Annotated in this window: 26 protein-coding genes; 19 read left to right on the top strand and 7 right to left on the bottom strand. The window is 39.3% G+C overall.

Going from position 1 to position 26,868, the window contains the following annotated elements; all coding sequences use genetic code 11:
- Position 1: 1 nt before the first annotated feature.
- A complete protein-coding gene (locus AB669_RS09085) occupies positions 2-1,888 on the bottom strand; it encodes a prolyl oligopeptidase family serine peptidase (protein WP_047798936.1) in 1,887 nt (628 codons plus the stop codon).
- Positions 1,889-2,117: 229 nt separating this feature from the next.
- On the opposite strand from AB669_RS09085, the gene AB669_RS09090 reads away from it, so the two are divergent.
- Entirely contained in the window at positions 2,118-3,941 is a 1,824-nt protein-coding gene (locus AB669_RS09090; RefSeq protein ID WP_047798937.1) for a tetratricopeptide repeat protein, read from the top strand.
- A gap of 28 nt (positions 3,942-3,969) precedes the next feature.
- Here the strand turns inward: AB669_RS09090 and AB669_RS09095 are convergent, their stop codons facing one another.
- The gene (locus AB669_RS09095; protein ID WP_047798938.1) at positions 3,970-4,230 is read right to left on the bottom strand and encodes a hypothetical protein; all 261 of its coding nucleotides are present in this window, start codon (positions 4,228-4,230) and stop codon (positions 3,970-3,972) included.
- 109 nt (positions 4,231-4,339) lie between these two features.
- Between AB669_RS09095 and AB669_RS09100 the strand changes: the two genes are divergently transcribed.
- Positions 4,340-4,651, top strand: coding sequence for a DUF4286 family protein (locus tag AB669_RS09100; protein ID WP_047798939.1), 312 nt, complete (start codon positions 4,340-4,342; stop codon positions 4,649-4,651).
- A gap of 6 nt (positions 4,652-4,657) precedes the next feature.
- Here AB669_RS09100 and AB669_RS09105 read toward each other — a convergent pair whose 3' ends face one another.
- The 3 genes from AB669_RS09105 to AB669_RS09115 all read right to left on the bottom strand — a co-directional run bounded on the left by AB669_RS09105 (position 4,658) and on the right by AB669_RS09115 (position 6,567).
- Positions 4,658-4,987 carry a nucleotide pyrophosphohydrolase gene (locus tag AB669_RS09105; RefSeq protein WP_047798940.1) on the bottom strand — a complete coding sequence of 110 codons (330 nt, stop codon included), beginning with the start codon at positions 4,985-4,987 and terminating at the stop codon, positions 4,658-4,660.
- A 15-nt stretch (positions 4,988-5,002) separates the two neighbouring features.
- The gene (gene dtd / locus AB669_RS09110; protein ID WP_047798941.1) at positions 5,003-5,455 is read right to left on the bottom strand and encodes a D-aminoacyl-tRNA deacylase; all 453 of its coding nucleotides are present in this window, start codon (positions 5,453-5,455) and stop codon (positions 5,003-5,005) included.
- Between the two features lie 65 nt (positions 5,456-5,520).
- Positions 5,521-6,567: a 3-oxoacyl-ACP synthase III family protein gene (locus AB669_RS09115; protein ID WP_047798942.1), complete on the bottom strand. Its 1,047-nt coding sequence runs from the start codon at positions 6,565-6,567 to the stop codon at positions 5,521-5,523.
- Positions 6,568-6,694: 127 nt separating this feature from the next.
- Here AB669_RS09115 and AB669_RS09120 point away from each other — a divergent pair, with 127 nt between their 5' ends.
- Complete coding sequence (locus tag AB669_RS09120) at positions 6,695-6,976, top strand: ATP-dependent Clp protease adaptor ClpS (RefSeq protein ID WP_047798943.1); 282 nt, start codon at positions 6,695-6,697, stop codon at positions 6,974-6,976.
- A gap of 34 nt (positions 6,977-7,010) precedes the next feature.
- Here AB669_RS09120 and AB669_RS09125 read toward each other — a convergent pair whose 3' ends face one another.
- Positions 7,011-7,613, bottom strand: coding sequence for a thioredoxin family protein (locus tag AB669_RS09125; RefSeq protein WP_231582654.1), 603 nt, complete (start codon positions 7,611-7,613; stop codon positions 7,011-7,013).
- Positions 7,614-7,693: 80 nt separating this feature from the next.
- Positions 7,694-8,479: a 16S rRNA (adenine(1518)-N(6)/adenine(1519)-N(6))-dimethyltransferase RsmA gene (gene rsmA / locus AB669_RS09130; protein WP_047798944.1), complete on the bottom strand. Its 786-nt coding sequence runs from the start codon at positions 8,477-8,479 to the stop codon at positions 7,694-7,696.
- Positions 8,480-8,650: 171 nt separating this feature from the next.
- On the opposite strand from rsmA, the gene pdxA reads away from it, so the two are divergent.
- The 16 genes from pdxA to ade all read left to right on the top strand — a co-directional run bounded on the left by pdxA (position 8,651) and on the right by ade (position 26,862).
- Positions 8,651-9,730 (top strand): 4-hydroxythreonine-4-phosphate dehydrogenase PdxA, encoded by a 1,080-nt coding sequence (pdxA, locus tag AB669_RS09135; protein ID WP_047798945.1) that lies wholly within the window; start codon positions 8,651-8,653, stop codon positions 9,728-9,730.
- 416 nt (positions 9,731-10,146) lie between these two features.
- The gene (locus tag AB669_RS09140) at positions 10,147-11,280 is read left to right on the top strand and encodes a nitrate/nitrite transporter (protein ID WP_197082381.1); all 1,134 of its coding nucleotides are present in this window, start codon (positions 10,147-10,149) and stop codon (positions 11,278-11,280) included.
- Between the two features lie 6 nt (positions 11,281-11,286).
- The gene (locus tag AB669_RS09145; RefSeq protein ID WP_047798947.1) at positions 11,287-12,126 is read left to right on the top strand and encodes a sulfurtransferase; all 840 of its coding nucleotides are present in this window, start codon (positions 11,287-11,289) and stop codon (positions 12,124-12,126) included.
- A 157-nt stretch (positions 12,127-12,283) separates the two neighbouring features.
- Positions 12,284-12,769, top strand: coding sequence for a DUF177 domain-containing protein (locus tag AB669_RS09150; RefSeq protein ID WP_369799748.1), 486 nt, complete (start codon positions 12,284-12,286; stop codon positions 12,767-12,769).
- A 15-nt stretch (positions 12,770-12,784) separates the two neighbouring features.
- Positions 12,785-12,976: a 50S ribosomal protein L32 gene (gene rpmF / locus AB669_RS09155; protein ID WP_010600130.1), complete on the top strand. Its 192-nt coding sequence runs from the start codon at positions 12,785-12,787 to the stop codon at positions 12,974-12,976.
- Positions 12,977-13,075: 99 nt separating this feature from the next.
- Entirely contained in the window at positions 13,076-14,014 is a 939-nt protein-coding gene (plsX, locus tag AB669_RS09160; protein ID WP_047798949.1) for a phosphate acyltransferase PlsX, read from the top strand.
- Between the two features lie 18 nt (positions 14,015-14,032).
- Positions 14,033-15,031: a beta-ketoacyl-ACP synthase III gene (locus AB669_RS09165; protein ID WP_047798950.1), complete on the top strand. Its 999-nt coding sequence runs from the start codon at positions 14,033-14,035 to the stop codon at positions 15,029-15,031.
- A 126-nt stretch (positions 15,032-15,157) separates the two neighbouring features.
- Positions 15,158-15,634: an acetyl-CoA carboxylase biotin carboxyl carrier protein gene (gene accB, locus AB669_RS09170; RefSeq protein WP_047798951.1), complete on the top strand. Its 477-nt coding sequence runs from the start codon at positions 15,158-15,160 to the stop codon at positions 15,632-15,634.
- Between the two features lie 184 nt (positions 15,635-15,818).
- The gene (gene accC, locus AB669_RS09175) at positions 15,819-17,159 is read left to right on the top strand and encodes an acetyl-CoA carboxylase biotin carboxylase subunit (protein ID WP_047798952.1); all 1,341 of its coding nucleotides are present in this window, start codon (positions 15,819-15,821) and stop codon (positions 17,157-17,159) included.
- Between the two features lie 162 nt (positions 17,160-17,321).
- The gene (locus AB669_RS09180) at positions 17,322-18,524 is read left to right on the top strand and encodes an LVIVD repeat-containing protein (RefSeq protein ID WP_047798953.1); all 1,203 of its coding nucleotides are present in this window, start codon (positions 17,322-17,324) and stop codon (positions 18,522-18,524) included.
- 147 nt (positions 18,525-18,671) lie between these two features.
- Positions 18,672-19,553, top strand: a complete 882-nt coding sequence (tatC, locus tag AB669_RS09185) for a twin-arginine translocase subunit TatC (protein WP_047798954.1) — start codon at positions 18,672-18,674, stop codon at positions 19,551-19,553.
- A gap of 45 nt (positions 19,554-19,598) precedes the next feature.
- Positions 19,599-20,048: a ribose 5-phosphate isomerase B gene (rpiB, locus tag AB669_RS09190; RefSeq protein WP_047798955.1), complete on the top strand. Its 450-nt coding sequence runs from the start codon at positions 19,599-19,601 to the stop codon at positions 20,046-20,048.
- 105 nt (positions 20,049-20,153) lie between these two features.
- On the top strand, positions 20,154-21,689 hold the full coding sequence (locus AB669_RS09195) for a M28 family peptidase (protein WP_231582655.1): 1,536 nt from the start codon (positions 20,154-20,156) through the stop codon (positions 21,687-21,689).
- An 81-nt stretch (positions 21,690-21,770) separates the two neighbouring features.
- Positions 21,771-23,159, top strand: coding sequence for a LutB/LldF family L-lactate oxidation iron-sulfur protein (locus AB669_RS09200; RefSeq protein ID WP_047798957.1), 1,389 nt, complete (start codon positions 21,771-21,773; stop codon positions 23,157-23,159).
- A 28-nt stretch (positions 23,160-23,187) separates the two neighbouring features.
- Positions 23,188-25,164 carry a thiamine pyrophosphate-dependent enzyme gene (locus AB669_RS09205; protein WP_047798958.1) on the top strand — a complete coding sequence of 659 codons (1,977 nt, stop codon included), beginning with the start codon at positions 23,188-23,190 and terminating at the stop codon, positions 25,162-25,164.
- A 60-nt stretch (positions 25,165-25,224) separates the two neighbouring features.
- Positions 25,225-26,862: an adenine deaminase gene (gene ade, locus AB669_RS09210; protein WP_047798959.1), complete on the top strand. Its 1,638-nt coding sequence runs from the start codon at positions 25,225-25,227 to the stop codon at positions 26,860-26,862.
- Positions 26,863-26,868 lie beyond the last annotated feature (6 nt).

Below are 26,868 nucleotides of genomic sequence, written 5' to 3' on the forward strand. Positions count from 1 at the left end.
CCTACTTTTTACTTAAATTCTCCTGCAAAAACACTTCTAATGCTTTGTATAATGCTGTCCGGCCCTGCTGGCGAACTACCGGGTTAGGACCTTCTTCCTTCTCAATATAAGTAACTGGAACATTTCGCTTTTTAAGCTCTTTTATAAATTGGACTCCTTCTGCTACATTGACCCGAGGATCTTTGGGATTTTGAGCAATAAATACAGGTGATCTAAAACGATCAGCATGAAAAACAGGAGAGGCAAAACGCATGTATTCCGTATCTGTAATCGGATTTCCTACAATTTCGTAATACATCTGCAAATTGGTTTTCAAAAATGGTGGAATGGTTTTAAAGTAACTAAATAAATTTATCACGCCAGAGTTTGATCCCCCGCACTTATAAATATCAGGATTTTTATATAAACAATTCAATGCAATATAGCCGCCAAAACCATTCCCATAAATCGCAATCTTCTTAGGATTAGCAATCTTGTGATCAATTAACCACTGCACGCCGTCATTAACATCCGACTGAATCTTATCGCTCCATTGTTTAAAGCCTGCAGCATAAAATGATTTTCCGTAGCCAGTAGAACCACGGTAATTTACCTGTAAAACGGCATAACCACGATTGGCTAAAAACTGCACCTCTGCATTGTAACCCCAGTTATTCCGTCCCCCCGGACCATTATGTGGTAAAACTACTACAGGTAGATTGGTTGCCTTTTTTACTCTTGGTAAGGTAAGATAACCATTAATCGTTAAACTATCTTTACTTTTGAAGCTAATTGGCTTCATTGCACACATTGATTCTTGCCTAATTGCCGGGTTAATATCAGTTAGTTCCTTAAGTTTATTATCCTGCGAAGTATACAGATAATATGAACCCGGATTTTTGTCTGTAAACGTACGCACTACAAAAACATTGTCCATTTTATCTTTGTCCATAATACGCCACTCTGTCCCAGGCAAAAGCCTGTCTATTTTAGAATAGCTTGTCCTGGTACTGTCGTCAAGATAAAATTTTTCCTTCTTCCAGGTCTCACAGGTTACAAAAAGCATTTTCTTCTGTGTGCGGGAATATTTTGCATCTACAACATTGAGCGTATCGCTGGCGAAAAGAACTTGTTTTTCTTTACCGGTTTTCAAATCAAGGGCAACCAAAGCATTTTTATCACGGTTAACATTTGAAATCGCATAAAGTACATTTGCCTCCTTTTCGGAGAAAGCAATGGGTTGCAGGGTAGTCTCAAAGTTGTTGGTAATAACAGGTAAAAACTGTTGGTTCTCATTTTCTCTATACATGAGTGTTTCATTCACTCCATCGCTGGATACCGCAATCTTCAAAACCCCTTTGTTATCTGTAATCCACTCTGTAATATTGCCTGGATTTTTAGCGGCAATATCCATTCTACCATCCCGAACGTTTAACCTGTATACATCAAAAACAGTAGAATCACGTTTGTTAGAAGCAACAATAATATACTTGTCGTCAATCAACTGATCCTCGATTACACGCAACCTGCTTTTTTCGTTTGAACTCAACTGAACTTGTTTACTGCCATCTTTATTGATGACAAAAATATCAGAACGACGCTCTTTGGACTCATCTTCAGTATAATAAATCAGCTCATTATTACTGGTCCAGAAATAAAAGCTGATGCTTTTTTCAGTAAGATGGGTTAACTGAATGCTGTTACCTGTAGCAATATCTTCTACAAACAAATCGAGTTTTTTTGCCTGTAGTTTAAGATAAGAAAGGCACTTACCGTCAGGGCTCAAGCGATAATAGGCCTTATCCTGCGTTTTGAAGAAATCGTCAACAGGTATAATCCCATCATTTTTATTGCCATTACAGGCAGAAATGACAGCAACTATAACAATTAAAAATATCCTCTTCAACATAGACAAATAATTACGGGATGACAAAAATACGCATCACAACAACTTAAGCATGATTTACACCAACAATGTTACTTATGCAACGTTTAAATACGTCGCTCGGTTCAATTTAACGTTTATAGCATATAAGCAAAATAAAATACAGGTAACATTTAAAATACGTTTTCTGCAGGCCACTATTTAAGCTAAAACTGTATTAAAATGTTACATTTAAATATTATAATGCAAGCTTATGAATCGCTTAATCCTCATTTTCTTTTTATTGGCATCATTAGGGACAAACGCACAGGTTTTTCGCCAAAATCAACAAATTGCCCAGGATGACGTTTCCCTCGCTATTCAATACTATCAGGATGGTGATTATGAAAAAGCTGCCTTGTTATTAGAGAAACTGTTGGATCGTCCAAATAATGAGGGTTACTTTGATATTTATTTCAACGCGCTGCTTAAACTCAAACGGTATGATGTTGCCGAAAAACTGGTTAAAAAACTAATTCGTCAAAATCCAGCAAACGATGGGTATGACATAGCGCTGGGTAAACTTTACCAGGAGAAGGGTGACGTGCAGGCTGCCAGCAAAATTTTCAACGAGGCCATCTCCAAGCTACCTAAAGAAGAATTTAAAATCAGAAACCTGGCGAATAATTTTTACCGCTTTGAAAATTACGATCTCGCAATACAAGCATTCAAACAAGGAAGAAAAATCCTGGGTAATGAGCAGGCATTCACGTTTGAACTGTTAAATATATACCGGTTTAGAAAAGATAAATCTATGCTCATGCAGGAATATCTTGATGTACTTGAAACCATGCCCCAGGTATTGCCACAAGCAGAAGCGGTATTATCGTCTGTTTTCGAAGATAAAGCAGATTACCAAACTTTTCAGACGGCTATTCTGCGTAAAGTACAAAAATCGCCTGATGCAGAAGTTTTCATTCAACTTTTAACCTGGAATTTTATTCAGCAGCGGGAATTCGACATGGCTTTACGCCAGCTCATCGCTTTTGATAAAAGAACAAAGGGGAGTGGCGAAACCCTCTTTAATTCTACTTATATTTTTGTAGATAACAAAGCATATGAAACCGCGATTAAAGCTTACGAATATTTATTAACAAAAGGCAAAGACAGTCCTTTTTATCTGCCATCGCAGATTGAAATGTTAAATACCAAATATAATTTACAAACATCGGGAAAGTATACAGCGGCAGATTTAGCTATTCTCGCCAAAGACTACCAAACACTGATAGATGAAAATGGTAAGAACAAAAATACGTTGTTTGCCCTTAAGAAGCTGGCCAACTTGCAGGCTTACTATCTGAGTCAGCCAGACAAAGCAGAGAAAATTCTGGAAGATGCCATTCAGATGCCTGGCCTGAGCACCCAGGATATTGGCCAATTGAAGCTCGATCTTGGCGATATTTACATTCTTACTAACGAACCCTGGGAAGCATTTTTAGTTTATGAGCAGGTAACCAAACAGTTTGAAGGGCAGCCAATTGGTAATGAAGCCCGGTTCAGAAGCGCAAGACTTTCCTTTTATCAGGGTAATTTCGAATATAGTAACGGACAATGTTTAGTACTCAAAGCCGCAACCTCTCAACTCATCGCCAATGATGCACTAAATTTAAGCCTGTTAATTTCAGATAATATTCAAAGCCCTGCAGACAGTAACGCCTTAAAGATGTATGCCGACGCTGAAATGCTTGTATTCAGGAATTCACCAACCCAGGCGATTAAAAAACTCGATAGCATCTCTATCGCCTTCCCGGGAAATGGTTTGACCGATGCTGTGATGATGAGTAAGGCCAGAATTCTAATTAAATCCGGCGAATTTCAATCTGCTGCAAACATTTTAAAAAAAATCACCGAAGAATTCAAAGATGGCATCTGGACGGATGATGCACTTTTTACGCTCGGGGATCTTTGTGAAAAGAATCTGAACGACATTGCCCAGGCGAAAATTTACTTCCAGAAGCTGATAACCGATTATCCGGGAAGCATGTTCAGTGGAGAGGCAAGGAAAAGATTTAGAAATTTGAGGGGCGACGGGGTTTAAATTCAGCACTTCTTGCTAAAAACCCTGTTTAAGCATCCAGTGCGATAATCACCAATGTAAGCAGAAGTATCAGGCAAATACCAGACAGGATCAGGATTCTGGCCCCATGTTGTCGGTCGCTTAACGAATAAGCAAATCCCTTTTCGCCAGTGGAAAGAGAACGGCGTTTTTTCATTAAATCCCATCCTATTACAATACCCAATAAACCACCAAAAATAGCGGTAAGGTATCCGGTATAAATATAGTTTCGGGTTGAGTTATCTACTTTGTGAGCGTTATTTGACAGCATTACTAAACAATAGGGTTGTGCAAATTTAATTTTTTGCAAATAATTAAACGAAAGAAAAATGATATTCTAATGTTTTTTTTAACATTTCCCAAATGGTTATCTTTGCAACATGCTTTTATATAATGTCACTTTAATTTTGGAAGAAACTGCTGCGGAAGACTGGTTGAAATGGATGCACGAAGTTCATGTTCCGGCAGTTATGGCCACCGAGATGTTTGTATCAAACAGACTCCTGAAGGTTTTGGATTCACCGAATGAAGGGGTTACATATTGCGCCCAGTACGTTGTAGAATCTATTGAAAACTATAACAAATATCAGGAAATTTATGCTCCGACCCTTCAAAACGAGTTAAATGAGAGATATAAAAATCGTTTTGTTGCTTATCGTACTTTAATGGAGTTTATTCCTCCAACCGCTTAGCAAAGCTTAAGGGTTAATCTTTTTATTGTTCTTATGCCGGTCTGCATCGCGGATACTTTTCTTTTCCAGATTTTTCTCCAGGGCTGCAGTAAGATTGATTCCTGTTTGGTTGGCCAGGCATATCAGCACAAACATGACATCAGCCATTTCATCGGCGAGATTAACGTCCTCATCGCTTTTTTTAAAAGATTGTTCACCATATTTCCGGGCCATGATCCGGGCAACCTCTCCTACCTCTTCCATCAAAATAGCCGTATTTGTTAATTCGTTAAAGTAACGGACTCCGGTAGTTTTAATCCATTGATCAACTGTTTCCTGTGCTTCTTTGATTGTCATAAATGAAGTTATCTCTTATTCTTTATCTTTTGTATCAATTAAAATGGTAACAGGCCCGTCATTCAGAAGCGAGATTTTCATATCGGCCCCGAAAATACCAGTTTCTACTTTCTTACCCAGTAATTGTGAAAGCTTTTCGACCATTTTTTCATAAAGCGGAATAGCAACATCTGGCCGTGCAGCTTTAGTAAAACCCGGTCTGTTACCCTTTTTAGTAGATGCAAATAAAGTAAACTGACTGACCAATAGAATACCGCCGTTAATGTCTGCCAATGCTTTATTCATTAAATCATTTTCATCACCAAAAACCCGCATATTGACAATTTTTTGTGCAAGCCAATCCAAATCCTCATTATTATCGGCACCTTCAATACCTAAAAGCACTAAAAATCCAGTACCAATCTGTCCCGTGATCTTGCCGTCAACTGTGCAACTTGCCTGTGTAACCCTCTGTAAAACTGCGCGCATTTTATGTATCTAAAGATGAAAGATTACAGCGAAGATAGCATTTGGTTTAAGAAAGGCAAATGCTATTACCACCTGATCAATGCGCTTGCCCAGGTAAATCCTGATCCAAATGCAGCAAGGCAAACCAAATCGCCTTTTTTGATCTTACCAGCTTCCCAGGCTTCACACAAAGCTATGGGAACTGATGCTGCGGTGGTATTTCCATATTTCTGGATATTATTAAAAACCTGATCGTCCCTCAAACCTAACAACTGCTGTACATATTGACTGATTCTCAGGTTAGCCTGATGAGGCACCAGCATACCGATATCTTTTTCAGTTAAATTGTTGGCAGCAAGAGCTTCCTTGATTACCTCAGGAAATTTTACCACTGCTTTTTTAAAAACCGATGGCCCGTCCATATAAGGCAAGGCTGCTCCGCTTTCTAAAATTTCCGGAGTCATAAACAATCCGCCTAATTCCTGATCAGGGAAGGCTGGTTTATCCTTCATCCATTTATTAGCGTGAGAACCGGGATAATACATCGCTAAAATTTCAGCATCTGCGCCATCGCTGTGCAAATGCGTACTCAAAATCCCTTTTCCTTTTTCATCCGTTGGCTGCAAGACAACGGCTCCTGCACCATCTCCAAAAATTACTGATACGTTTCTGCTACGCGTTTCAAAATCCATTGCAAACGAATGCTTTTCGCTCCCCACCACCAGAACATTCTTATACATACCTGTTTTAACAAACTGGTCGGCTACAGAAAGTGCATATACAAACCCCGAACACTGATTACGGATATCCAGTGCCCCAATCTCGCCCATTCCCATTTCACGTTGAAGTAAAACACCACAACCTGGAAAATAATAATCGGGACTCAAGGTTGCAAATACAATAAAATCAACATCTTTTGGGGTAATCCCCGCACGCTCTATCGCAATCTTAGCGGCTTCTATACCCATGGTAGTCGTTGTCTCTTCATTACGGTCGGCAAAACGACGTTCCTTAATTCCGGTACGTTCCTGTATCCATTCGTCGCTTGTTTCCATAAAACGACTCAAATCATTGTTGGTATATACATTTTTAGGAACATAGTAGCCTATTCCCGCTATTTTGGATTGGTGCATGTTTATTACTTTATATTGTGGTTAAACAAAGTTAATCATTTATTGCCGAAGCCATTCTTATTCACAAACGAACAAAATCTTGAAACATGATACTAAATACTTGATAGTAATGTTTATTTTTGCACCCATGTCTACAGAAACCAAAGAAGAGACCTTTACGCTCGAAGAAATTCTAACTTCCCTGAAAACCGTACATCGCCTTATTTTGTGGAATGATGATGTCAATACCTTCGATCATGTGATTCATTGCATGATGAAATACCTTGATTATAGTGAATCACAAGGTGAAAAAATTGCCTGGAAAGTGCACAACGAAGGAAAATGCCCGGTATTGGAAGGATCTTTTACTGAAATGGAAGTTTACAGAAAAATTCTGCAACAAGAAGGATTAACAGTTTCTGTCGATTAGACTCAAGCAACTGAAAAGCAATTTATCGGGGCAATTATTTTTCCAGCCCCTTCAAAAGTTCATTCAATTCTGACTGAGTACTTTGCGTTTTATCTTTAGCATACCATCCGTGCAATTTCTCAGCAAGTATTGGCATTTCAGTACTTTCTTTTTTCCACTCTTTTAAAAGTTCCTGTAAAACCTGAGGACGTGGCGCCCAGGTAGCCAGCACCCGATCTGCATTTTCATCGAGTATAATCAAAACAGGAATTGCCCTGCCACCATTAGTTAAATGTGCATCAATTAATGGCAGGTTCTGATCCCGAAGGACAAATTTCAGTTCAATTTTCCCCAGTGATGCAACAGCAATTTTATTGAAAACCGGAATAATCTGTGCAGCATCGCCACACCATCCCTCAGTAATTACTAAAAATTTATACCTGGCTTTAAGGCTTTCAATAGTTGATACAAACTCATCAGATAAGCTAATCGTCTTATCAACGCGACTCATCCTTTGCACATTCATTTTAGTGTAGTGCAAATCGTAAGTCACCTCACCCGTAGCTTTCCCTTCCAATAAAAGCTGATCTACCAAAGCACGGTAAGTTAAATAATCCATCCCCCGACCGCTAAATATTTCACTGTAATTAATCATCATATTTAAGAAATTGCATCGCAAAGAAAAGGAGAAAATTAACGAAAATCATCATGGATTTGCAAGAAATAGAGTAGCCAAAACTAGGCTTCCATCAGCTTACTTACGTGCTGTGTTAAAGCTACGAAATCTGCAACGGTTAGCTGTTCAGCCCTTTTCTCAAAATATATATGGTTATCCATTTTGTCTTTTGGCATTACGGCCGATACCGCGTTGCGCAGTGTTTTTCTACGCTGATTAAAACCGGCTTTTACTACACGCCAAAATAATTTTTCATCACAATCTAACGTCTGCACTTCGTTACGGGTTAAGCGGATTACGGCAGAATGGACTTTAGGTGGCGGATTAAAAGTGCCGGGTTTAACGGTGAAAAGATATTCGATTTTGTAATAAGCCTGAAGAAATACACTTAAAATACCATATTCCTTACTTCCTGATGGAGCTGCACAGCGTTGAGCAACCTCTTTTTGAAACATGCCAACCATTTCCACTACCTTATGCCGGTTATCTAAAATCTTAAATAAAATCTGTGATGAGATGTTGTACGGAAAGTTACCTATAATGGCAAACTGATCAGCAAAAATAGCATCGAAATCAAGCTTTAAAAAGTCGCCGTTAATTAATCGATCGCCCAGCTGAGGATATTTTTCATTCAAAAAGTGGAATGATTCCGTGTCAATATCAATCAGGTAGGTCTGAAAATCTTTACGTTGAAGCAAAAAATCAGATAAGATCCCCATTCCAGGGCCAACTTCAAGAACCTGGTTATACTGATCAGTACCCACCAAACTTTCTACAATTTTATTGGCAATTCCTTTATCAGTTAAAAAATGCTGACCTAAATGTTTTTTTGCTTTTACTAAACTCATCCTTATAATTTCTTGCCATGTAAACACAGAAAATATGAAGAACAACCGGTTCTCCATGCTCCAATAGCTGCGTTTGTTGACTGACTTTTTTTTACAAAATAACTAATTTTTATCCGGTAAGCACCTGTTTAACCGAAAATCAGTATTTTGCGCTAAAATTTTTCAGTAATGATGAGCGATAAACTTAAAATTGGTATTAGTATAGGGGATGTAAATGGCATAGGTTTAGAGGTAATTATCAAAACATTATCTAACCCGGCCATTTTAAACTATTGCACACCAATTGTATACGGACACACCAAAGTTTCTTCGTTTCATAGAAAAGCCAACAACCTCGGAGATTTTAGTTTCAATGTAATTAATCATCCTAATCAGGCGCAATCGAAAAAAGCCAATATGATTAACTGCTGGGAAGAAGATGTGAAAATCGAACTGGGCCAGGTGACCGCAACAGGCGGAAAATATGCCTTGCTTTCATTGGAAAAGGCAACTGCCGACTTGGTAAATGGCGATATCGATGCGTTGGTTACCGCTCCAATCAATAAACACAATATCCAGTCAGATACTTTTGCTTTCCCTGGTCACACCGAATATCTACAGGAGAAGAGTGGTAGTAAAGATGTATTGATGTTTTTGATTAGCGAAAATCTACGTGTAGGTGTGGTTACCGGTCACATCCCTGTTAAAGACGTTCCAACATCAATCACAAAGGAAAAGATTATCAGCAAACTGAGATTAATTAATGAAAGTTTGAAAAAAGACTTCTGGATCGAAAAACCAAAAATTGCCGTACTAGGTTTAAATCCGCATGCAAGTGATAACGGCTTACTGGGAGCTGAAGAGGCAGAAATTATAACTCCCGCCATTCAGGAAGCATACGATAAAGGAATGATGGTTTTCGGACCCTACCCTGCTGATGGTTTTTTTGGAAATGGTAGCTATAAAAAATTCGATGCTGTACTAGCTATGTATCACGATCAGGGCCTAATTCCTTTCAAAACATTGGCATTTCATAATGGGGTAAACTATACTGCCGGATTAAAGTTTGTTCGTACCTCTCCTGACCATGGTACCGGATATGACATTGCCGGAAAAGATCTTGCTGATTCAACTTCATTTACCGAAGCATTATTCTCCGCCATACATATTGTTAAAAATCGTAGAGAACAGGAAGAAATGTTGAGTAATCAACTTCGTACAGGTGGAAAAATTGTAGAAACGCAATTCGATATCAAGGATGATGCTTCTTAGTTTAAGGGCCATAGAAAAGCGACTTCCAGATTCACTTTAACACATAGAAAATCTGCTTCCAAATTTGATGTAATCCATTGAATTCTGGTATGGAGAATTTGTGCCCAAATGATCTGATTCATCGGAGTTTGTACGGAGATTGTACGGAGTATCAATGGAACTTAACGCAACATCCCGGTACGAATTCCATTTGATGTTGGTATCATTTTACTTATTTTTCTGTCTTGTCAGATCACTAGGTATACAGCCTTAAACATCATTTCTACACGAACTAAATTCAGGTTCCTGTTCTCGCAGGTTTCCTAGTTTCAATTAGCGGGGAAAATGCCCTGTTCATCCGTTTATTTTATTTAAAATTGTGATACAATTTTCAAATGCCGACTACCAAAAAATTCAGATACATCTTACACATAATTGTGCTATCACAATTTCTATGCACCTCTTTATGGTTCGCAGGCAATGCAATACTTTTCGATATCATTAAAAAGTTCCCCGGCGAAATAAATCTTCTGGCCAACCTTACCAGCATGGTTCAGTTTGGTTTTATTAGTGGCACACTGATATTTGCGTTTTCCGCAATAGCAGACATTTTTTCACCGTCTAAAGTTTTCTTTGTTTGCGGTATAGCAGCAGCACTGTTTAACCTCTGCATCTGTTTACAAGTGAACGATATCCATACGGTTCTTTTATTTCGTTTCCTGACAGGCTTTATGCTGGCTGGGATTTACCCTATTGGAATGAAAATCGCAGCCGACTACTTTAAAGACGGTTTAGGCAAATCGTTGGGTTTTCTTGTTGGAGCATTGGTTTTAGGAACTGCGTTTCCACACCTGCTTAAAATGTTTACCAGAAAATTTTCGTGGCAATACGTAATTTACGCCACATCAGCGCTATCAGGTATTGGTGCATGCTGCATCCTATTTTTTGTGCCAAATGGGCCATTTAGGGTTGCAGGGCAAAAATTCAGCCTAGGCTCCTGCTTTGGGGCTTTTAAAAACCCGGAGTTCCGTGCAGCGGCGTTTGGTTATTTCGGACACATGTGGGAGCTGTACACTTTCTGGGCATTCCTCCCTGCTATGCTCATACTTTATAGTCAAACACATGCAAATGCGGGTTTAAACACTTCCCTTTTTTCTTTTTTAATTATTGCTTCAGGGAGCATATCATGTATGCTTGGAGGCATACTCTCTCAGAAATTCGAAGCTAAAAAATTAGCAACCATCGCTTTATCTATTTCAGGATTGTGCTGTATTCTATCACCCATTTTTCTCTTCTTTGAAAACACCTATCTGTTTTTGATCTTCCTTTTTTGTTGGGGTCTATCAGGCACAGCAGATTCGCCTCTGTTTTCATCACTGGTTGCTAAACATGCACCGGAAAGATTAAAAGGAACTTCACTCACTTTAGTTAATTGTATAGGCTTTGCTGTCACAATTATCAGCATCCAAACCATCAATATTTTATCAAAAGAAATGAATTCGCATTATATTTACACGATTTTGGCCCTTGGCCCCGCGATAGGTGTATTTTCATTAATTAAAAAATCTTAACTGAATATGTCAAAACTATCCCCAATTATAAAACCCGAGGATTTAAACTGGCTGAACCTTGATGATGAAATTGTAATCATTGATGCAAGTGCTGGCGCTAAAGCCAGGTATCATGAACAGCATTTAGCCGGCGCTTTATTTGCCGATGTAAATGAGGATTTGGCAAACATCGCAGATTACGCCATTGGTGGAAGGCATCCCCTACCGCAACCGGAACAATTCGCTTTAGTTTTGCAAAAACTCGGCATTACAAAGCACAGCCATGTGATTATTTACGACGATAAAAATGGCGGAAACGCTGCTGCCAGACTTTGGTGGATGTTAAAAGCTATTGGCCATAAAAAAGTACAGGTAATTGACGGTGGATTTCAGGCGGCAGTTAAAGCGGGTTTCCCGACGACGAATAAATCAGAAACACCAAAATCGGTAGAACAATATGAAACCCAAGACTGGAATCTTCCCTTAGCTGATATGGACGAAGTGGAGAATGTTGCGAAAAAAGATGATTACCTCGTAATTGATGTTCGCGATGCCAATAGATTCGCTGGCTTAGTGGAGCCAATTGATACCATCGCGGGGCACATTCCGGGTGCGATCAATATTCCATTTACTGAAAATCTAGATGTTAACGGACGCTTTTTAGCGCCTGAATTACTAAATACCCAATACGCCAAAGCGCTGGAACACATTAAACCTGCAAATATTATCGTGCACTGTGGATCTGGAATTACGGCCTGCCATACATTGCTGGCAATGGATTACGCAGGTTTACCTATTCCAAAACTGTACGTTGGATCATGGAGTGAATGGAGTAGGAATGATAAAGAAATGGTTCTCAAAAGTTAACGCAAAGAAATTTTCAGTACCTCATAAGTTTTTAGCAGCTAACAATTTTCAAAAAACATTTTTAATCTAATTATTTTATCCCTACATTTGCAGGCTAAAATTTTACAGTACTTTGAAGCCATTAAAACAATTTTCGATACCGTTTACCGGATTAAAATTGGGAGCTCATCATTTTGATTATGAGCTTGATGACCGCTTTTTTAATGCATTTGAGTATTCATTAATCAAAAGTGGAAACTTGAAAGTAGACCTGGAACTTGAGAAACAAGAGACCATGTTGCTTTTAAAATTCAAAGTAAAGGGGACGGTAAATCTGGATTGTGATAAATGTTTATCAGAGTTTGCCTATCCGGTTAATCTGTATGAAAGGCAAATTGTAAAGTTTGCTGAAGACGAGCTGGAGAGCGATGATGAAGAAATCATCACCCTAAGCCGGAAAGATTCTGAGATTGATATATCAGAACCTTTATACGAAATGATTAACGTAGCTGTACCCTATATCAAAAACTGCGAGCAGGCAGATAAGGAGTGTGATCAGGAAATGATTGAAAGACTGGAACAACTCTCTATCGACAAGCAGGCAGAAGAAAACGAACAAACAAGCGACCCTCGTTGGGAAGCCCTTAATAAGTTAAAAAAATAATTAGATTATACACCAATGGCACATCCAAAACGGAAAATCTCGAAACAGAGAAAAAATAAAAGAAGAACACACTATAAAGCAGTGACTCCTTCTTTAGCAACTTGCGCAGCAACAGGTGCTATCCACGTACCTCACCGTGCATACAACGTTGATGGTAACCTATACTATAACGGTAAATTGGTTATCGAAAATACTCAAATCGGGTAATTTTCTTAAAAAATTGTTTGTGTTCAGCGGCTTTAGTCATACCTTAGTCAACTGAAAAATCAGGATTTAGCCTGACCCTAACACAAACAGATTTTTTCTATGAAAATAGGCCTCGACATAATGGGCGGAGACTATGCTCCCAAAGCAATTGTTTTGGGAGCAATAGCAGCTCATCAATCGCTAAACGCTGGAGAACATTTGGTTCTTATTGGCGATACCGAACAGATTAAACCCATTCTCGCGGAAGAAGGTTTCAATCCAGATCATTTTGAATACGTTCATACTGATGAAGTTATTGGTATGGGCGAACATCCCACCAAAGCAATCGTTCAGAAACCCAATTCGAGCATTGCGGTTGGTTTTAACCTTTTGAAAGAAGGTAAAATCGATTCCTTTGCTAGTGCAGGCAATTCCGGAGCGATGTTAGTTGGCGCTGTCTTTAGCGTTAAAACTATTCCGGGCATCATCCGCCCATGTCTATGCTCTATTCTACCTAAATTAAAAGGCGGCACCGGTTTATTACTTGATGTTGGCGCTAATGCAGACTGTAAACCTGATATTTTATTACAATTTGGTGTACTGGGTAGTCTATACGCTGAAAATCTATTTAAAATAGACAATCCCAGGGTTGCTTTAATGAATATTGGTGAGGAAGACGAAAAAGGCAATATGCTTAGCATGGCTACCTTTCCATTGATGAAGGAAACTAACCTTTTTAATTTTGTTGGAAATGTAGAGGGCAGAGATTTATTTAATGATAAATCGGATGTAATCGTTTGCGATGGGTTTACAGGAAATGTAATGTTGAAATTAGCGGAATCGTTCTATGTAATTACCATTAAAAAGGGCTTGAAAGATGAGTTCTTTGACCGGTTCAATTATGAACAGTACGGCGGAAGTCCGGTTTTAGGCGTTAACGCTCCTGTTGTTATCGGACATGGAATTTCTAGTCCGCTGGCTGTTAAAAATATGGTTCTTCAATCCAGAGAAATGATTACTACAGGGTTGGTAGAAAAGATTAGAATGGCATTTAAATAATTTATTAAATTTTTTAAAATGAGTAAAATTCACGCTGCTATTACGGCAGTAAATGGTTACGTCCCCGACTATGTACTCACAAATGCAGAGTTAGAAACCATTGTTGACACTTCGGATGAGTGGATTACCAGCAGAACGGGAATTAAAGAACGTAGAATATTAAAGGGTGAAGGGCTGGGTACTTCAGATATGGCGGTTCATGCTGTAAATGGCTTACTAAAAAAAAGGGGTATTGATGCAAAAGAAATCGAACTGATTATTTTTTGCACCACTACTCCAGATTTCACTTTCCCTGCAACAGCAAATGTTTTAGCTGATAAAGTTGGCGCTACAAATGCCTGGGGTTACGATTTACAGGCAGCCTGTTCAGGTTTCCTGTTCGGTTTGTCAACCGGAGCATCATTTATCGAATCAGGAAGACATAAAAAAGTATTGGTTGTTGGCGGTGATAAAATGTCATCAATCATCAATTACGAGGACCGTACCACATGTATCATTTTTGGCGACGGATGCGGATGCGCTTTGTTGGAACCTAATGAAGAGGGCTTGGGTATTCAGGATTCAATTTTAAGAACCGATGGCTCGGGCAGAGACTTTCTGGGCATGAAAGCAGGTGGCTCGGTAAAACCGGCTACTCACGAAACAATAGATGCGAGGGAGCATTTCGCACATCAGGAAGGACCTACAGTTTTCAAATTTGCTGTAACAAATATGGCTGATGTTGCTGCCGAAATTATGGAACGCAACAGTTTAACATCGGATGACGTTGCATGGCTTGTTCCCCATCAGGCAAATAAACGAATCATCGATGCTACTGCCAACCGTATGGGTGTTTCCACGGATAAGGTTATGATTAATATTGAGCGTTACGGAAATACAACAAACGGAACGATCCCATTATGTTTATGGGAATGGGAAAGTAGGTTGAAAAAAGGAGACAACATTGTATTGGCTGCTTTTGGAGGAGGCTTTACATGGGGTTCTGTTTACCTTAAATGGGCATACGATACGGTTTAAATTAACGTCGTCTCAACATAACCAGGAGTTTTAAACGCTCCGATTTTCAAAGAAAAAATAAAACAAAAAAAGTATAACTTAGTTAATTCATTTATACACTATTTTTTACATAACAAGGATTAAAAAATGGATATCAAACAAATTCAGGAACTGATTAAATTTGTTTCTCGTTCTGGAGTAAACGAAGTTGCTATTGAGCAAGAAAACTTTAAGATTACGATCAAAACAAATCAAGCGCCAACAGTTGTAAATGCTACCGTACCGCAAGCTCCGCTTGTACAGGCTGCTGCTCCGGTTGCTACAGCTCCTACTGCTCCAGTTGCAGCAACTCCTGCTGTACCAGCTGCAGAAGATACTTCGAAATACATTACAATTAAGTCTCCAATGATTGGTACTTTCTACCGTTCATCGAGCCCTGATAAGCCAATGTTTGTGAATGTTGGTGATGAAATTGGCACTGGCAAAGTGGTGTGTATTATTGAAGCTATGAAACTTTTCAATGAAATTGAAAGTGAAGTTTCAGGCCGCATTGTTAAAATACTGGTTGATAATGCATCGCCAGTTGAATATGATCAACCATTATTTTTAGTAGAGCCTATTTAATAAACTGTCTATTTTACGCATTGGCTTGCCTGCGCAAACCAAATAAAATATAATATGGTTCGTGGAAACACGAACCATGGCATTTAATTTAAGCTGATCACACAAATTAAGATAGTCAACCTGATGCGGAAAAGCCCGATTCGGTTCAATTCTTAAAACCAGTGTTATCACAAATAAAAAAATTATGTTCAAAAAAATACTAATTGCCAACAGGGGTGAAATCGCTTTGCGTATTATTCGCACCTGTAAGGAAATGGGCATCAAAACTGTTGCAGTTTACTCTACCGCAGATCGCGAGAGTTTACATGTGCGTTTTGCTGATGAGGCTGTTTGTATTGGTCCTCCACCAAGTAAAGATTCGTACTTAAATATTCCTAATATTATTTCAGCTGCTGAACTGACAAATGCTGATGCAATACATCCCGGATATGGTTTCCTATCTGAAAATGCTAAATTTTCGAATATTTGCCGCGAATATGGCATAAAATTTATCGGCGCAACTCCTGAGCAGATCAATGGAATGGGTGATAAAGCTTCTGCCAAGGATACTATGAAAAAAGCTGGTGTACCAACTATTCCGGGATCTGAAGGATTACTTAACAGTGTAAAGGAAGGTATTGCAATCGCAAATGAGATGGGTTATCCTGTAATCCTGAAAGCTACTGCCGGTGGTGGTGGACGTGGTATGCGTGTAGTTTGGAAGGATGAAGATTTTGAAAATGCCTGGGATAGCGCTCGTCAGGAATCTGGTGCAGCTTTCGGAAATGACGGATTATATCTGGAAAAGTATATCGAAGATCCCCGTCACATTGAAATCCAGGTTATTGGTGATCAGTTTGGTAAAGCTTGTCACTTATCTGAGCGCGATTGCTCAATTCAGCGTCGTCACCAGAAACTTGTAGAAGAATCTCCGTCCCCATTTATGACTGAGGAACTCCGCGTACGCATGGGTGAGGCAGCTATTAAAGGTGCACTTGCTGTAAGCTACGAAGGGGCAGGAACAATTGAATTCTTAGTTGACAAACACCGCAACTTCTACTTCATGGAAATGAATACAAGGATCCAGGTAGAACATCCGGTTACTGAAGAGGTAATCAACTTCGATTTAATTAAAGAGCAAATTAAAGTTGCTGCAGGAATTCCAATATCAGGCAAAAATTATTTCCCTGATATGCATGCAATTGAATGTCGCATCAATGCTGAAGACCCTGCGAACAACTTCCGCCCTTCGCCAGGCAAGATTACGAATTTCCACTCTCCTGGTGGACATGGTGTTCGTGTAGATACGCACGTGTATGCAGGATATTCTATTCCAGCGAATTACGATTCTATGATCGCCAAGTTAATTTGTGTGGCACAAACACGTGAAGAAGCAATTTGTACTATGGAGCGTGCTTTGGGTGAATTTGTAATTGAAGGTATTAAAACTACTATTCCATTCCATTTACAGCTGATGAAAGACCCGAACTTCAGAGCGGGTAACTTTACTACAAAATTTATGGAAACCTTCGAATTCTCAGAGTAACATTTTCTTTTAAAATTTAAAAGGCTGTTCAATAAAATGAATAGCCTTTTTTCGTAAATAGCGTTCTGTTATTTGACAAGCCCTTAAGTACTAAGAGATTATTTTCAAAAATTAGTAGCGTTTCGCAAAGTCATATCGTTTTGACTTTAAAAACCACTAATCATGAAAAAAGTTCTAATTAACGGATTACTCTTAATGCTTACTCTAGCAGTACTTACACAGTGTAAAAAAGGAGAAGAGTTTGAGCAGATACAGATCTCGAAATTGATGTCTGCTCAGCAAATGAGGGCCTTGCCAGTAGGCATTACGAAAGCAACTAAACCTAAAAAAACCGGCAAAATTTATATTTTTAACGACTACCTGTTCATTAATGAGCCTGCAAAAGGCATTCATATCTATAACAACAGTAATCCGGCTACTCCTGTAAACGTCGCCTTTCTTCAGGTTCCCGGCAATGTAGATCTGGCCATCCAGAATAATATATTATACGCAGATAGTTATGTTGACCTGTTGGCATTTGACATCTCAAACATTGGTAATATAAAACAGGTGAAACGGGTAAACGACGTGTTTAAACAGTTCTATTCTGACTTCAATCTTCAAAAATATGTGATTGTTTATAAAGATACACTTGTAAGGAAAAATTATAATAAAAACATCATGTATGATGCAGCATCATATAGCAGCGGAAGCAGCAGTTCAACAGGCCAGGGCGGTTCAATGTCCAGATTCACCTTATTAAACGACCATTTGTACACTGTTGGCAGCTTTGACTTAAGCCTATTCGATGTAAAAACCCCAGCTAACCCTTCCTTTGTTAAGGCAATCAATTTAGGTTGGGGTGTTGAAACTATTTTCCCTTACGAAAATAAATTATTTATAGGCACAAATACCGGGATGCATATCTTCAGTGCAGCAGATCCGGCGAACCCGGTGAAACTTTCTACCTATAGTCACGTTTTTGCCTGCGATCCGGTGGTGGTACAAGGCAGATATGCATACGTAACCCTACGTACAGGAAATTCCTGCAGGCAAGCCAGTAATCAGTTGGAAGTTGTGGATATTGCAGATCCCACACAGCCTAAGCAGGTTGCCGTTTTTCCAATGCAGAACCCACATGGTTTGAGCATCAGTGGCAATAGCTTGTTTTTATGTGAAGGAACTTTTGGAATAAAGAGTTTTAATATTACTGACAAGACTAAAATTGGTAATAATTTGTTGCAACACATCAACACTGTAAAAAGCTTTGATGTAATTGCTGGTCCAAAATCACTGATTGTTACTGGCGAAGATGGTGTACACCAGTTCAACTACAACGACCCCGATAATCTAAAACCACTCAGTGTGATCAAGGTTCAAATCTAATGTAAAAAGACCCAGATCAAGCGGTGTTATAGTTTTCGATAAGGGAGAACATAATTTTAACACAATTCTCACAATAACATAAACTATTTCTATATTTAACACGTAAATACCATTCTATTCATTTAGAATGGTATTTTTGTTTTCAACATGAGCGACTTAAAAAAAACACTACTTACAAAAGCTATTGGACAAAAGAGTACAACCTTAGAGGCAGAAATGTCGTTCTTCGATCACCTTGACGTTCTCCGTAAACACCTGATCAGGGCAGTAATCGCCATTGCTGTATTTACAGGTATCGCATTTTACTTTAATGAAGAAATTTTAGATAAAATTATATTCGGCCCCAAAAAACCAAGCTTCTGGACTTACAGAATGATGTGCAAACTGGTTGAACACTTTCCATCATTAGGTAAAGACATGTGTATCACTAAAATAAATGGTGAAATCATCAATACTGAAATGGCCGGCCAGTTTAATTTACAGCTAAACGTGTGTGTAATGTGCGGCATTGTCGCTGGCTTTCCTTATTTATTATGGGAAATATGGCGCTTTGTGAAACCTGCTCTTCATGATAATGAGCGTAAATCAGCAAGTGGTTTTGTATTTTTTGCCTCTGTTCTTTTTGTTATTGGTATCTTATTTGGCTACTATGTGGTTTGTCCCCTATCCGTAAACTTCCTGACAGGTTACACCGTAAGTGAGGAAATCAAGAATACATTTACTGTAGATTCCTATCTTTCATCAGTGGCCACGCTAACATTGGGAACGGGCATTATTTTCGAACTTCCCATCATCATTTTTATTCTCTCAAAACTCGGGTTAATGACACCTAAGCTAATGAGATCGAGCAGAAGGTATGCTGCTGTGATTATCTTAATCATTGCTGCCATCGTTACCCCTACTCCCGATATCATGACGATGTTGATTGTAGCGACTCCTTTATTCCTTTTATATGAGCTGAGTATTTTTGTTTCAGCTTACATAGAGCGGAAAAAAAGAAAAGCTGAGAAAGCATTTTATGCTAACTAACGAAAACATTACGTATAGATTTTATATTTCTCTCTAAATTTGAAAATGCCTGAGAATAAAATAACAATTGCAATTGGCGGAGACCATGCGGGTTTTGAATACAAAGAAATACTTAAAAAATTTCTTATCGAATATGAGGTTAAAGATTTCGGGCCATATGCTGATGATTCAGTGGATTATCCCGATTTCGCACATCCATTAGCCAATGCAGTAGAAAATAATGAATTTACTTACGGTATTTTATTGTGTGGTTCTGCAAATGGTGTGGCCATCACAGCTAATAAACATCAGGGTATCCGCGCCGGCCTTTGTTGGGAGAAAGAAGTAGCCTCACTTGTTCGCAAACATAATAATGCTAATGTGCTTTGTATCCCGGCAAGATTTGTGTCAGAAGACGAGGCAAAAGAAATTACTAAAACCTTTCTAAACACAGCGTTTGAAGGTGGCCGTCATCAGAACCGGGTTGAAAAAATATCTTGCGAAACCAATTTTTAAACTAACTTACAAATGAATAGACGATTTTTAACTCTTAGCTTGGCTACACTGCTTTCTGCAAGTTGTTTTGCTCAAGTAAAACCTCTTATACCAAATAAGGACGCAATGAGGTTTAGTAAAGCCATTAATCCCGCGGATGGTTTAAAACATCTTTCTGTTTTGGCATCCGATGAATATGAAGGCCGCGAGACAGGTACGAAAGGTGCATGGATGGCTGCTGATTATATCCGTAATTATTTTAAGTCTATCGGCTTAAAAGGACCGGTAAACGGCGATTATTTCCAGAAAATTGACCTGGTAAATGTTACTCTGAAAGAGAGCCATGTTACTGTAAACGGTCAGCCTAAAGAGTACCAGAAAGATTATGTTTTAACGCCAAGCTTAATTTCAGATAAAGGCTTTACTTTTTCTACAGATGAAATTGTCTTTGTTGGTTATGCCATTAAGAAAGATAATTACAACGATTTTGCAGGAACAGATATCAAGGGTAAAGTGGTAATGATGTTTGGTTCCGGAGATCCGACATTAAAAGCAGGTGCAAGAATTGACAGGGCTACTTATAGAGCAATGTTGGATGAAAGAGCAAAATATTTTGCAGCAAACCAGGTAAAGGCAATCATTATAATAGACCCTGCTGTCGATAGAATAACAGAAAACACCAAACAGGCTCAAAATAAAGGAAGAGTTTTGGTGAAATCCAATAGTGCACTTGAAGCACAAAATGCGGCTCCCCGCATCGCCATCTCAACCGCTTTGGCAAATGATTTATTTAAATCAGCAAACACTACAGTTGCAGATGTACAAAAGAAAATAACCGACAACCAGGCCCCTGCTTCGCAGATTTTAACTGTTCCATTTTCTGCAAGTGCTGCAAAAGCAGAAACAGCTGTTCGTTGTGAAAATGTTCTGGGTTATCTTGAAGGTTCAGATCCTGTGTTAAAGAAAGAAGTACTGGTATTAACGGGTCATTATGATCACATAGGACTGGTAAATGATCCCAATGCTACAGATAAAGTAAATAATGGTGCAGATGATGATGGCTCGGGAACAACCGGGGTATTGTTAATGGCGAAGGCCTTTGTAGATGCTAAAAAAGCTGGTAAAGGTCCGAAACGCAGTATCTTATTCATGACTGTTGTTGGTGAGGAAAAAGGCTTATGGGGATCAGACTGGTATTCTGAGCACCCGGTATTCCCTGTTGCCAATACTATTGCAGATTTAAATACCGACATGATTGGCCGTATTGGCGAGGAGTATCTGGGCAAACCGGATTCGGCTAATTATATCTATTCGGTTGGCTCGAAGATGTTAAGCAGTGAGTTACACGACTTGAATGAGCGTGTTAATGCGACTTACACCAAGATGAAGCTGGATTATAAATATGACGATCCAAAAGATCCTGAACAAATTTACTACAGATCAGATCACTATAATTTCGCCAAACTGGGCATTCCAATTATCTTCTTCTATGACGGTATGTTACAACAAGATTACCACAAACCGGGTGATGAGGTTAGTAAGATTAACTTTCCATTGTTGGCTAAACGTGCTCAGCTTACCTATTATACCGCATGGGAGCTGGCCAATCAGGCAAAACGTCCAGCTGTTGACATGGATGGTAAAGGAAATCCTAAGAAATAAATATTTTGAGCCCTTCGGTACCCGAGGGGCTTTTTTATGCATTATACTTTCCACGGAAACATAAAATCCTATCTTTGAATTATGATGAAAACTGCGGAGGAATTTTTAGAGAAATCTGATGAGAAGGCGTTCGATTTACCACATCGTAGAACCATTAATTACAATATTGGCAAATACAACACTGCGGTAGAACGCGGATTATCTAAATTTGAAAACCTCGAAGCATCGAAAAAGAAAGCACACGTAATTAAATGGCGTGTGATGGAAAACCTGGATAAATTCCTTCCTGAATTTGAATCGAACTTCCAAAGACGGGGAGGAAAAGTAATCTGGGCAAATGATGCCGAAGAAGCCCAGCGGGAAATTCTTAGTATCATTAAAAGAAATAATGGAAAAACAGTCATCAAATCCAAATCGATGACTACCGAAGAAATTCATCTGAACGATTTTCTGGCGAGCAATCAAATTGAATCTTTAGAAAGTGATTTGGGTGAATACATTGTGCAGCTTCTCGGCCAGGCCCCCTACCATATTGTTACCCCGGCAATGCATTTAAGCGCAACAGATATTGCTAAATTATTCCATGAGAAATTCGGAACACCCATTGATGCTACACCACCGCAATTGGTGCAAAAAGCACGTGAATTACTCCGGGAAAAGTATTTGAATGCAGATATCGGAATAAGCGGTGGAAACTTCTTAATCGCTGACACAGGAAGTATCGCCATTACTGAAAATGAAGGGAACGCTCGTTTAAGTACAACTTTCCCCAAAATTCACATTGCAATTGTAGGCATTGAAAAAGTAATACCGTCGATTAACGATCTGGATCTGTTTTGGCCATTGCTGGCATCTCATGGAACAGGTCAGAACCTGACCGTTTACAATACCATTTTGAGTGGCCCCCGTCAACCTAATGAAACCGATGGGCCTGAAGAAATGTATGTCATCCTTTTAGATAATGGACGTACCAACTTGCTTGCCCAAAAAGATCAACGCCAGGGTTTATATTGTATCAGGTGTGGGGCATGTTTGAATGCCTGTCCTGTATACAAAAATATCGGTGGACATACCTATAACACCACGTATAGCGGCCCGATTGGATCGGTAATTACCCCGCACTTAAAAGGTATGGAAGAGTTTAAACATTTAAGCTATGCCTCCAGTTTATGTGGGAAATGCTCGGAAGTATGCCCTGTAAAGATCGACATCCATAAGATGTTGTTACTTAACCGCCGGGATGCGGCAGCAACACATGAAAATGGTAAAACAGAGGAAATGGGTTGGAGCATGTTTAACCGCATGATGCAAAAACGAAAATGGATGGATTTCTTTGGTGGCAAGTTTAAAAACTTTATGCTTAAACGTTTCTTCAAAAAAAGCTGGGGAGAATACCGGGATTTACCAACATTGGCAGATAAATCTTTTGCAAAGCAATTCGAAGAAATGAAAAAGACTAAACAGGAGTAGTTTAAGCTAACAATTAAATCATCATATCATGCATTTCAACAGGGGCAACAAAAGCGATAATTTTTTACTGAGTTTATATAAAAGATTGCTTTACCCCCGTATGGTTGAGGAAAAAATGTTGAAGCTGCTGCGTCAGGGTCGCATCGGTAAGTGGTTTTCAGGTATTGGCCAGGAAGCAATTGCGGTAGGTTCAACTTTAGCAATGCAAAGTGATGAATATATTCTACCTATGCACCGCAACCTTGGTGTTTTCACCTCCAGGGATATTCCGTTAAAAAAATTGATGGCACAGTGGCAGGGGAAACTTACCGGCTTTACAAAAGGCCGCGACCGGTCTTTTCATTTTGGCACCCAGGAATTCAAAATCATTGGAATGATTTCACACTTGGGACCTCAAATGGCTTTAGCTGACGGAATTGCACTTGCAGATGTACTGGAGAAAAAACAAAAGGCTACGCTGGTTTTTACCGGGGAAGGGGCTACGAGTGAAGGTGATTTCCATGAAGCACTAAATGTAGCTGCTGTATGGAATTTACCGGTAATTTTCCTGATCGAAAACAATGGTTATGGATTATCCACACCAATAGCAGAGCAGTTCAGATGCAATCATCTGGTTGATAAAGCCCTCGGTTATGGTATGGAAGGTATTCAGATTGATGGCAATAATATTCTGGAAGTTTACGACACGATTGACAGGATTGCAGCAGACATCAGGCAAAAACCAAGACCAGTATTGTTAGAGTGTTTAACATTCAGAATGCGCGGGCATGAAGAGGCTTCAGGAACTAAATATGTACCACAGGAATTGTTTGATGAATGGGAAACTAAAGACCCTTTAAGCAATTATGAGCATTTTTTAGTGGATCAGGGTATCTTAACCACTGACCTAATGGTGGATATCAAAATTGAAATCAAAAAGGCTATTGAGCTGGAAGTGGAAGAAGCCTTCGATGAACCAGAGCCGGAAGCAAATTCTTTGACAGAGGTAAATGATATGTATTTCCCTCACGAGCAAACAGTGAGTAAAGCAATCGGCTTAGAAAGCGAAAAACGTTACCTGGATGCAATATCAGATGCTTTGGATCTGGCCATGCAGAAATATCAAAACCTGGTTTTAATGGGCCAGGATATTGCAGATTATGGCGGGGCTTTTAAAATAACGGAGGGCTTTGCAGTTAAATACGGAAAGTCAAGGGTTCGGAATACGCCTATTTGCGAATCGGCAATAATTGGTGCAGGCCTCGGGTTATCTATAAATGGTTACAAATCTGTTGTAGAAATGCAGTTTGCCGACTTTGTATCGGTAGGTTTTAATCAGATCGTAAATAACCTGGCCAAGACACATTATCGATGGGGACAAAATGCAGATGTTGTAGTGCGTATGCCTACAGGCGCAGGAACTGGTGCCGGACCATTTCATTCGCAAAGTAATGAGGCGTGGTTCACAAAAACACCAGGCTTAAAAATTGTTTACCCTGCCTTTCCGGAAGATGCTAAAGGATTACTCCTGGCAGCTATTGAAGATCCAAATCCAGTAATATATTTTGAGCATAAATACTTATACAGGAGTTTGACAGGGAGTGTGCCGGATGGCTATTTTACCACAGAAATTGGCAAGGCGGCTAAGCTTACAGAAGGAAATCAATTCACCATCGTCACTTACGGATTAGGGGTGCATTGGGCAATGGATTATCTGAAAGGAAATCCAGCTGTGAGCGCAACATTAATTGATTTGAGAACCTTGCAACCCTGGGATAAAGAAAGTGTTGCAGCTGCTGCAGAAGCTACAGGAAGGGTATTGATTCTACATGAAGATACCTTAACCAATAGCTTCGGATCTGAAATTTCAGCCTGGATTGGTGAACATTGCTTTCAGTTCCTGGATGCACCTGTTATGCGTTGCGGCAGTCTGGACACCGCAATTCCAATGAATAAAATACTGGAAGATAATTTTCTGGCTAAAGCGAGGCTAGCAGATACGATTGATAAATTATTAAAATATTAGATAGTTTTGCCACGATAACACAAAAATCATGTGTTACCGTGGTTAACTTATATAAACAGGATGGGCAATTTTACAGTTGAAGGAAACATAGTTGATATTGCAAAGCGTAATATTTTCTTTGGTGAAGTAATGGTTGAAGATGGAAAAATAAAATCTGTTACTGCGCTTTCTCAAATGGTGGATAGCGCTCACTTTATTCTTCCCGGATTTATAGACAGCCACGTTCATATCGAAAGCAGTATGCTTATTCCAAGCGAATTCGCCAGACTTGCTGTTATTCATGGAACTGTCGCAACAATAAGTGATCCTCATGAAATTGCAAATGTTTGCGGTATGGAGGGAGTTGAATTTATGCTGTCTAATGCTAACACTGTACCTTTTAAATTCAACTTTGGAGCACCGAGCTGTGTTCCCGCCACGATATTTGAAACTGCCGGAGCTGAACTTAACCATGATGATGTGAAGTCGCTTTTAGCGCGACCGGAAATCAAATACCTGAGTGAGATGATGAATTTTCCCGGGGTGCTATACAACGATGAGGAAGTATTAAAAAAGATAGCTGCTGCACATGCGGTTGGCAAGCCGGTAGACGGCCACGCACCTGGTTTGCGCGGCGACGCTGTTCAACAATATATAGACGCAGGAATATCGACGGATCATGAATGTTTCACGGCAGAGGAAGCATTAGATAAACTCCAACGCGGCATGAAAATTCTCATAAGGGAGGGCAGCGCTGCCAAAAATTTTGACGCGTTAGTAGACCTGTTAAATGACTGGCCGGAAATGATTATGTTCTGTAGCGATGATAAGCACCCTGACAGTTTGGTTGAGGATCATATTAATGCCTTATGTGCCAGGGCAGTTGCCAGAGGAATAAACATCTTTAATGTATTACAGGCAGCTTGTATTAATCCTATAGTGCACTATAACTTAGAAGTTGGTCAGCTTCGCATCGGTGATGATGCCGATTTCATTATTGCCAAAGACCTTAAAGATTTTAAAATAAAACAAACTTATGTGAACGGAATTTTACTTGCAGAGCAGGGAAAAACCGTTGGAAATTGGGTCAAGGATATAGAAGATCAGAAATCCGTAAATCACTTTGACTGTAGCTTTAAAACGGAAGCAGATTTTGTATATCCTTTCACTTCACAAGATGAAATTGCAGTAATTGAAGCATTGGATGGTCAGCTGATTACAAACAGACTTTCTGCCAGGCCAAAAATCTTCGGTCAGAATATCATAAGTGATACAGGAAACGATGTTTTAAAGATGGTTGTAGTCAACCGCTATCACGATGCACCTGTGGCGGTTTCATTTGTTAAAAACTTTGGGCTGAAAACTGGCGCCATCGCTTCAAGCGTTGCACACGACAGTCATAACATAATCGCTATTGGAGTGGATGATGCGAATATTTGTGAGGCCGTAAATCTGGTAATTAAAGAAAAAGGCGGAGTTGTGGCTATTGGAAATGATAAAAGACAGGTTCTGGCATTACCGGTAGCAGGCTTAATGAGCAACCAGAATGGTTATCAGGTAGCAGAAAGTTATACACGGATTGATCAGTTTGCTAAAGAAATGGGGTCGACGCTCGAAGCACCATTCATGACACTTTCTTTCATGGCTCTACTGGTTATTCCACGGTTGAAACTGAGTGACAAAGGTTTATTTGATGGTGATAATTTTGAACTTGTTTAGCAGCTT

It is taken from the genome of Pedobacter sp. BMA, from assembly GCF_001027745.1.
GTDB lineage: Bacteria > Bacteroidota > Bacteroidia > Sphingobacteriales > Sphingobacteriaceae > Pedobacter.

What these genes read in the sequence shown, in the direction of transcription:
- rsmA (WP_047798944.1), bottom strand. Translation starts at nt 8,479, where the DNA reads ATGAGTTTAGTAAAAGCAAAAAAACATTTAGGTCAGCATTTTTTAACT.
- rpiB (WP_047798955.1), top strand. Translation starts at nt 19,599, where the DNA reads ATGCCTGAGAATAAAATAACAATTGCAATTGGCGGAGACCATGCGGGT.
- AB669_RS09125 (WP_231582654.1), bottom strand. Translation starts at nt 7,613, where the DNA reads ATGATGATTAATTACAGTGAAATATTTAGCGGTCGGGGGATGGATTAT.
- AB669_RS09100 (WP_047798939.1), top strand. Translation starts at nt 4,340, where the DNA reads ATGCTTTTATATAATGTCACTTTAATTTTGGAAGAAACTGCTGCGGAA.
- dtd (WP_047798941.1), bottom strand. Translation starts at nt 5,455, where the DNA reads ATGCGCGCAGTTTTACAGAGGGTTACACAGGCAAGTTGCACAGTTGAC.
- AB669_RS09195 (WP_231582655.1), top strand. Translation starts at nt 20,154, where the DNA reads ATGAGGTTTAGTAAAGCCATTAATCCCGCGGATGGTTTAAAACATCTT.
- AB669_RS09115 (WP_047798942.1), bottom strand. Translation starts at nt 6,567, where the DNA reads ATGCACCAATCCAAAATAGCGGGAATAGGCTACTATGTTCCTAAAAAT.
- ade (WP_047798959.1), top strand. Translation starts at nt 25,225, where the DNA reads ATGGGCAATTTTACAGTTGAAGGAAACATAGTTGATATTGCAAAGCGT.
- AB669_RS09095 (WP_047798938.1), bottom strand. Translation starts at nt 4,230, where the DNA reads ATGCTGTCAAATAACGCTCACAAAGTAGATAACTCAACCCGAAACTAT.
- AB669_RS09090 (WP_047798937.1), top strand. Translation starts at nt 2,118, where the DNA reads ATGAATCGCTTAATCCTCATTTTCTTTTTATTGGCATCATTAGGGACA.
- tatC (WP_047798954.1), top strand. Translation starts at nt 18,672, where the DNA reads ATGAGCGACTTAAAAAAAACACTACTTACAAAAGCTATTGGACAAAAG.
- rpmF (WP_010600130.1), top strand. Translation starts at nt 12,785, where the DNA reads ATGGCACATCCAAAACGGAAAATCTCGAAACAGAGAAAAAATAAAAGA.
- AB669_RS09105 (WP_047798940.1), bottom strand. Translation starts at nt 4,987, where the DNA reads ATGACAATCAAAGAAGCACAGGAAACAGTTGATCAATGGATTAAAACT.
- accB (WP_047798951.1), top strand. Translation starts at nt 15,158, where the DNA reads ATGGATATCAAACAAATTCAGGAACTGATTAAATTTGTTTCTCGTTCT.
- AB669_RS09145 (WP_047798947.1), top strand. Translation starts at nt 11,287, where the DNA reads ATGTCAAAACTATCCCCAATTATAAAACCCGAGGATTTAAACTGGCTG.
- AB669_RS09120 (WP_047798943.1), top strand. Translation starts at nt 6,695, where the DNA reads ATGTCTACAGAAACCAAAGAAGAGACCTTTACGCTCGAAGAAATTCTA.
- plsX (WP_047798949.1), top strand. Translation starts at nt 13,076, where the DNA reads ATGAAAATAGGCCTCGACATAATGGGCGGAGACTATGCTCCCAAAGCA.
- accC (WP_047798952.1), top strand. Translation starts at nt 15,819, where the DNA reads ATGTTCAAAAAAATACTAATTGCCAACAGGGGTGAAATCGCTTTGCGT.
- pdxA (WP_047798945.1), top strand. Translation starts at nt 8,651, where the DNA reads ATGAGCGATAAACTTAAAATTGGTATTAGTATAGGGGATGTAAATGGC.
- AB669_RS09165 (WP_047798950.1), top strand. Translation starts at nt 14,033, where the DNA reads ATGAGTAAAATTCACGCTGCTATTACGGCAGTAAATGGTTACGTCCCC.
- AB669_RS09205 (WP_047798958.1), top strand. Translation starts at nt 23,188, where the DNA reads ATGCATTTCAACAGGGGCAACAAAAGCGATAATTTTTTACTGAGTTTA.
- AB669_RS09200 (WP_047798957.1), top strand. Translation starts at nt 21,771, where the DNA reads ATGATGAAAACTGCGGAGGAATTTTTAGAGAAATCTGATGAGAAGGCG.
- AB669_RS09085 (WP_047798936.1), bottom strand. Translation starts at nt 1,888, where the DNA reads ATGTTGAAGAGGATATTTTTAATTGTTATAGTTGCTGTCATTTCTGCC.
- AB669_RS09180 (WP_047798953.1), top strand. Translation starts at nt 17,322, where the DNA reads ATGAAAAAAGTTCTAATTAACGGATTACTCTTAATGCTTACTCTAGCA.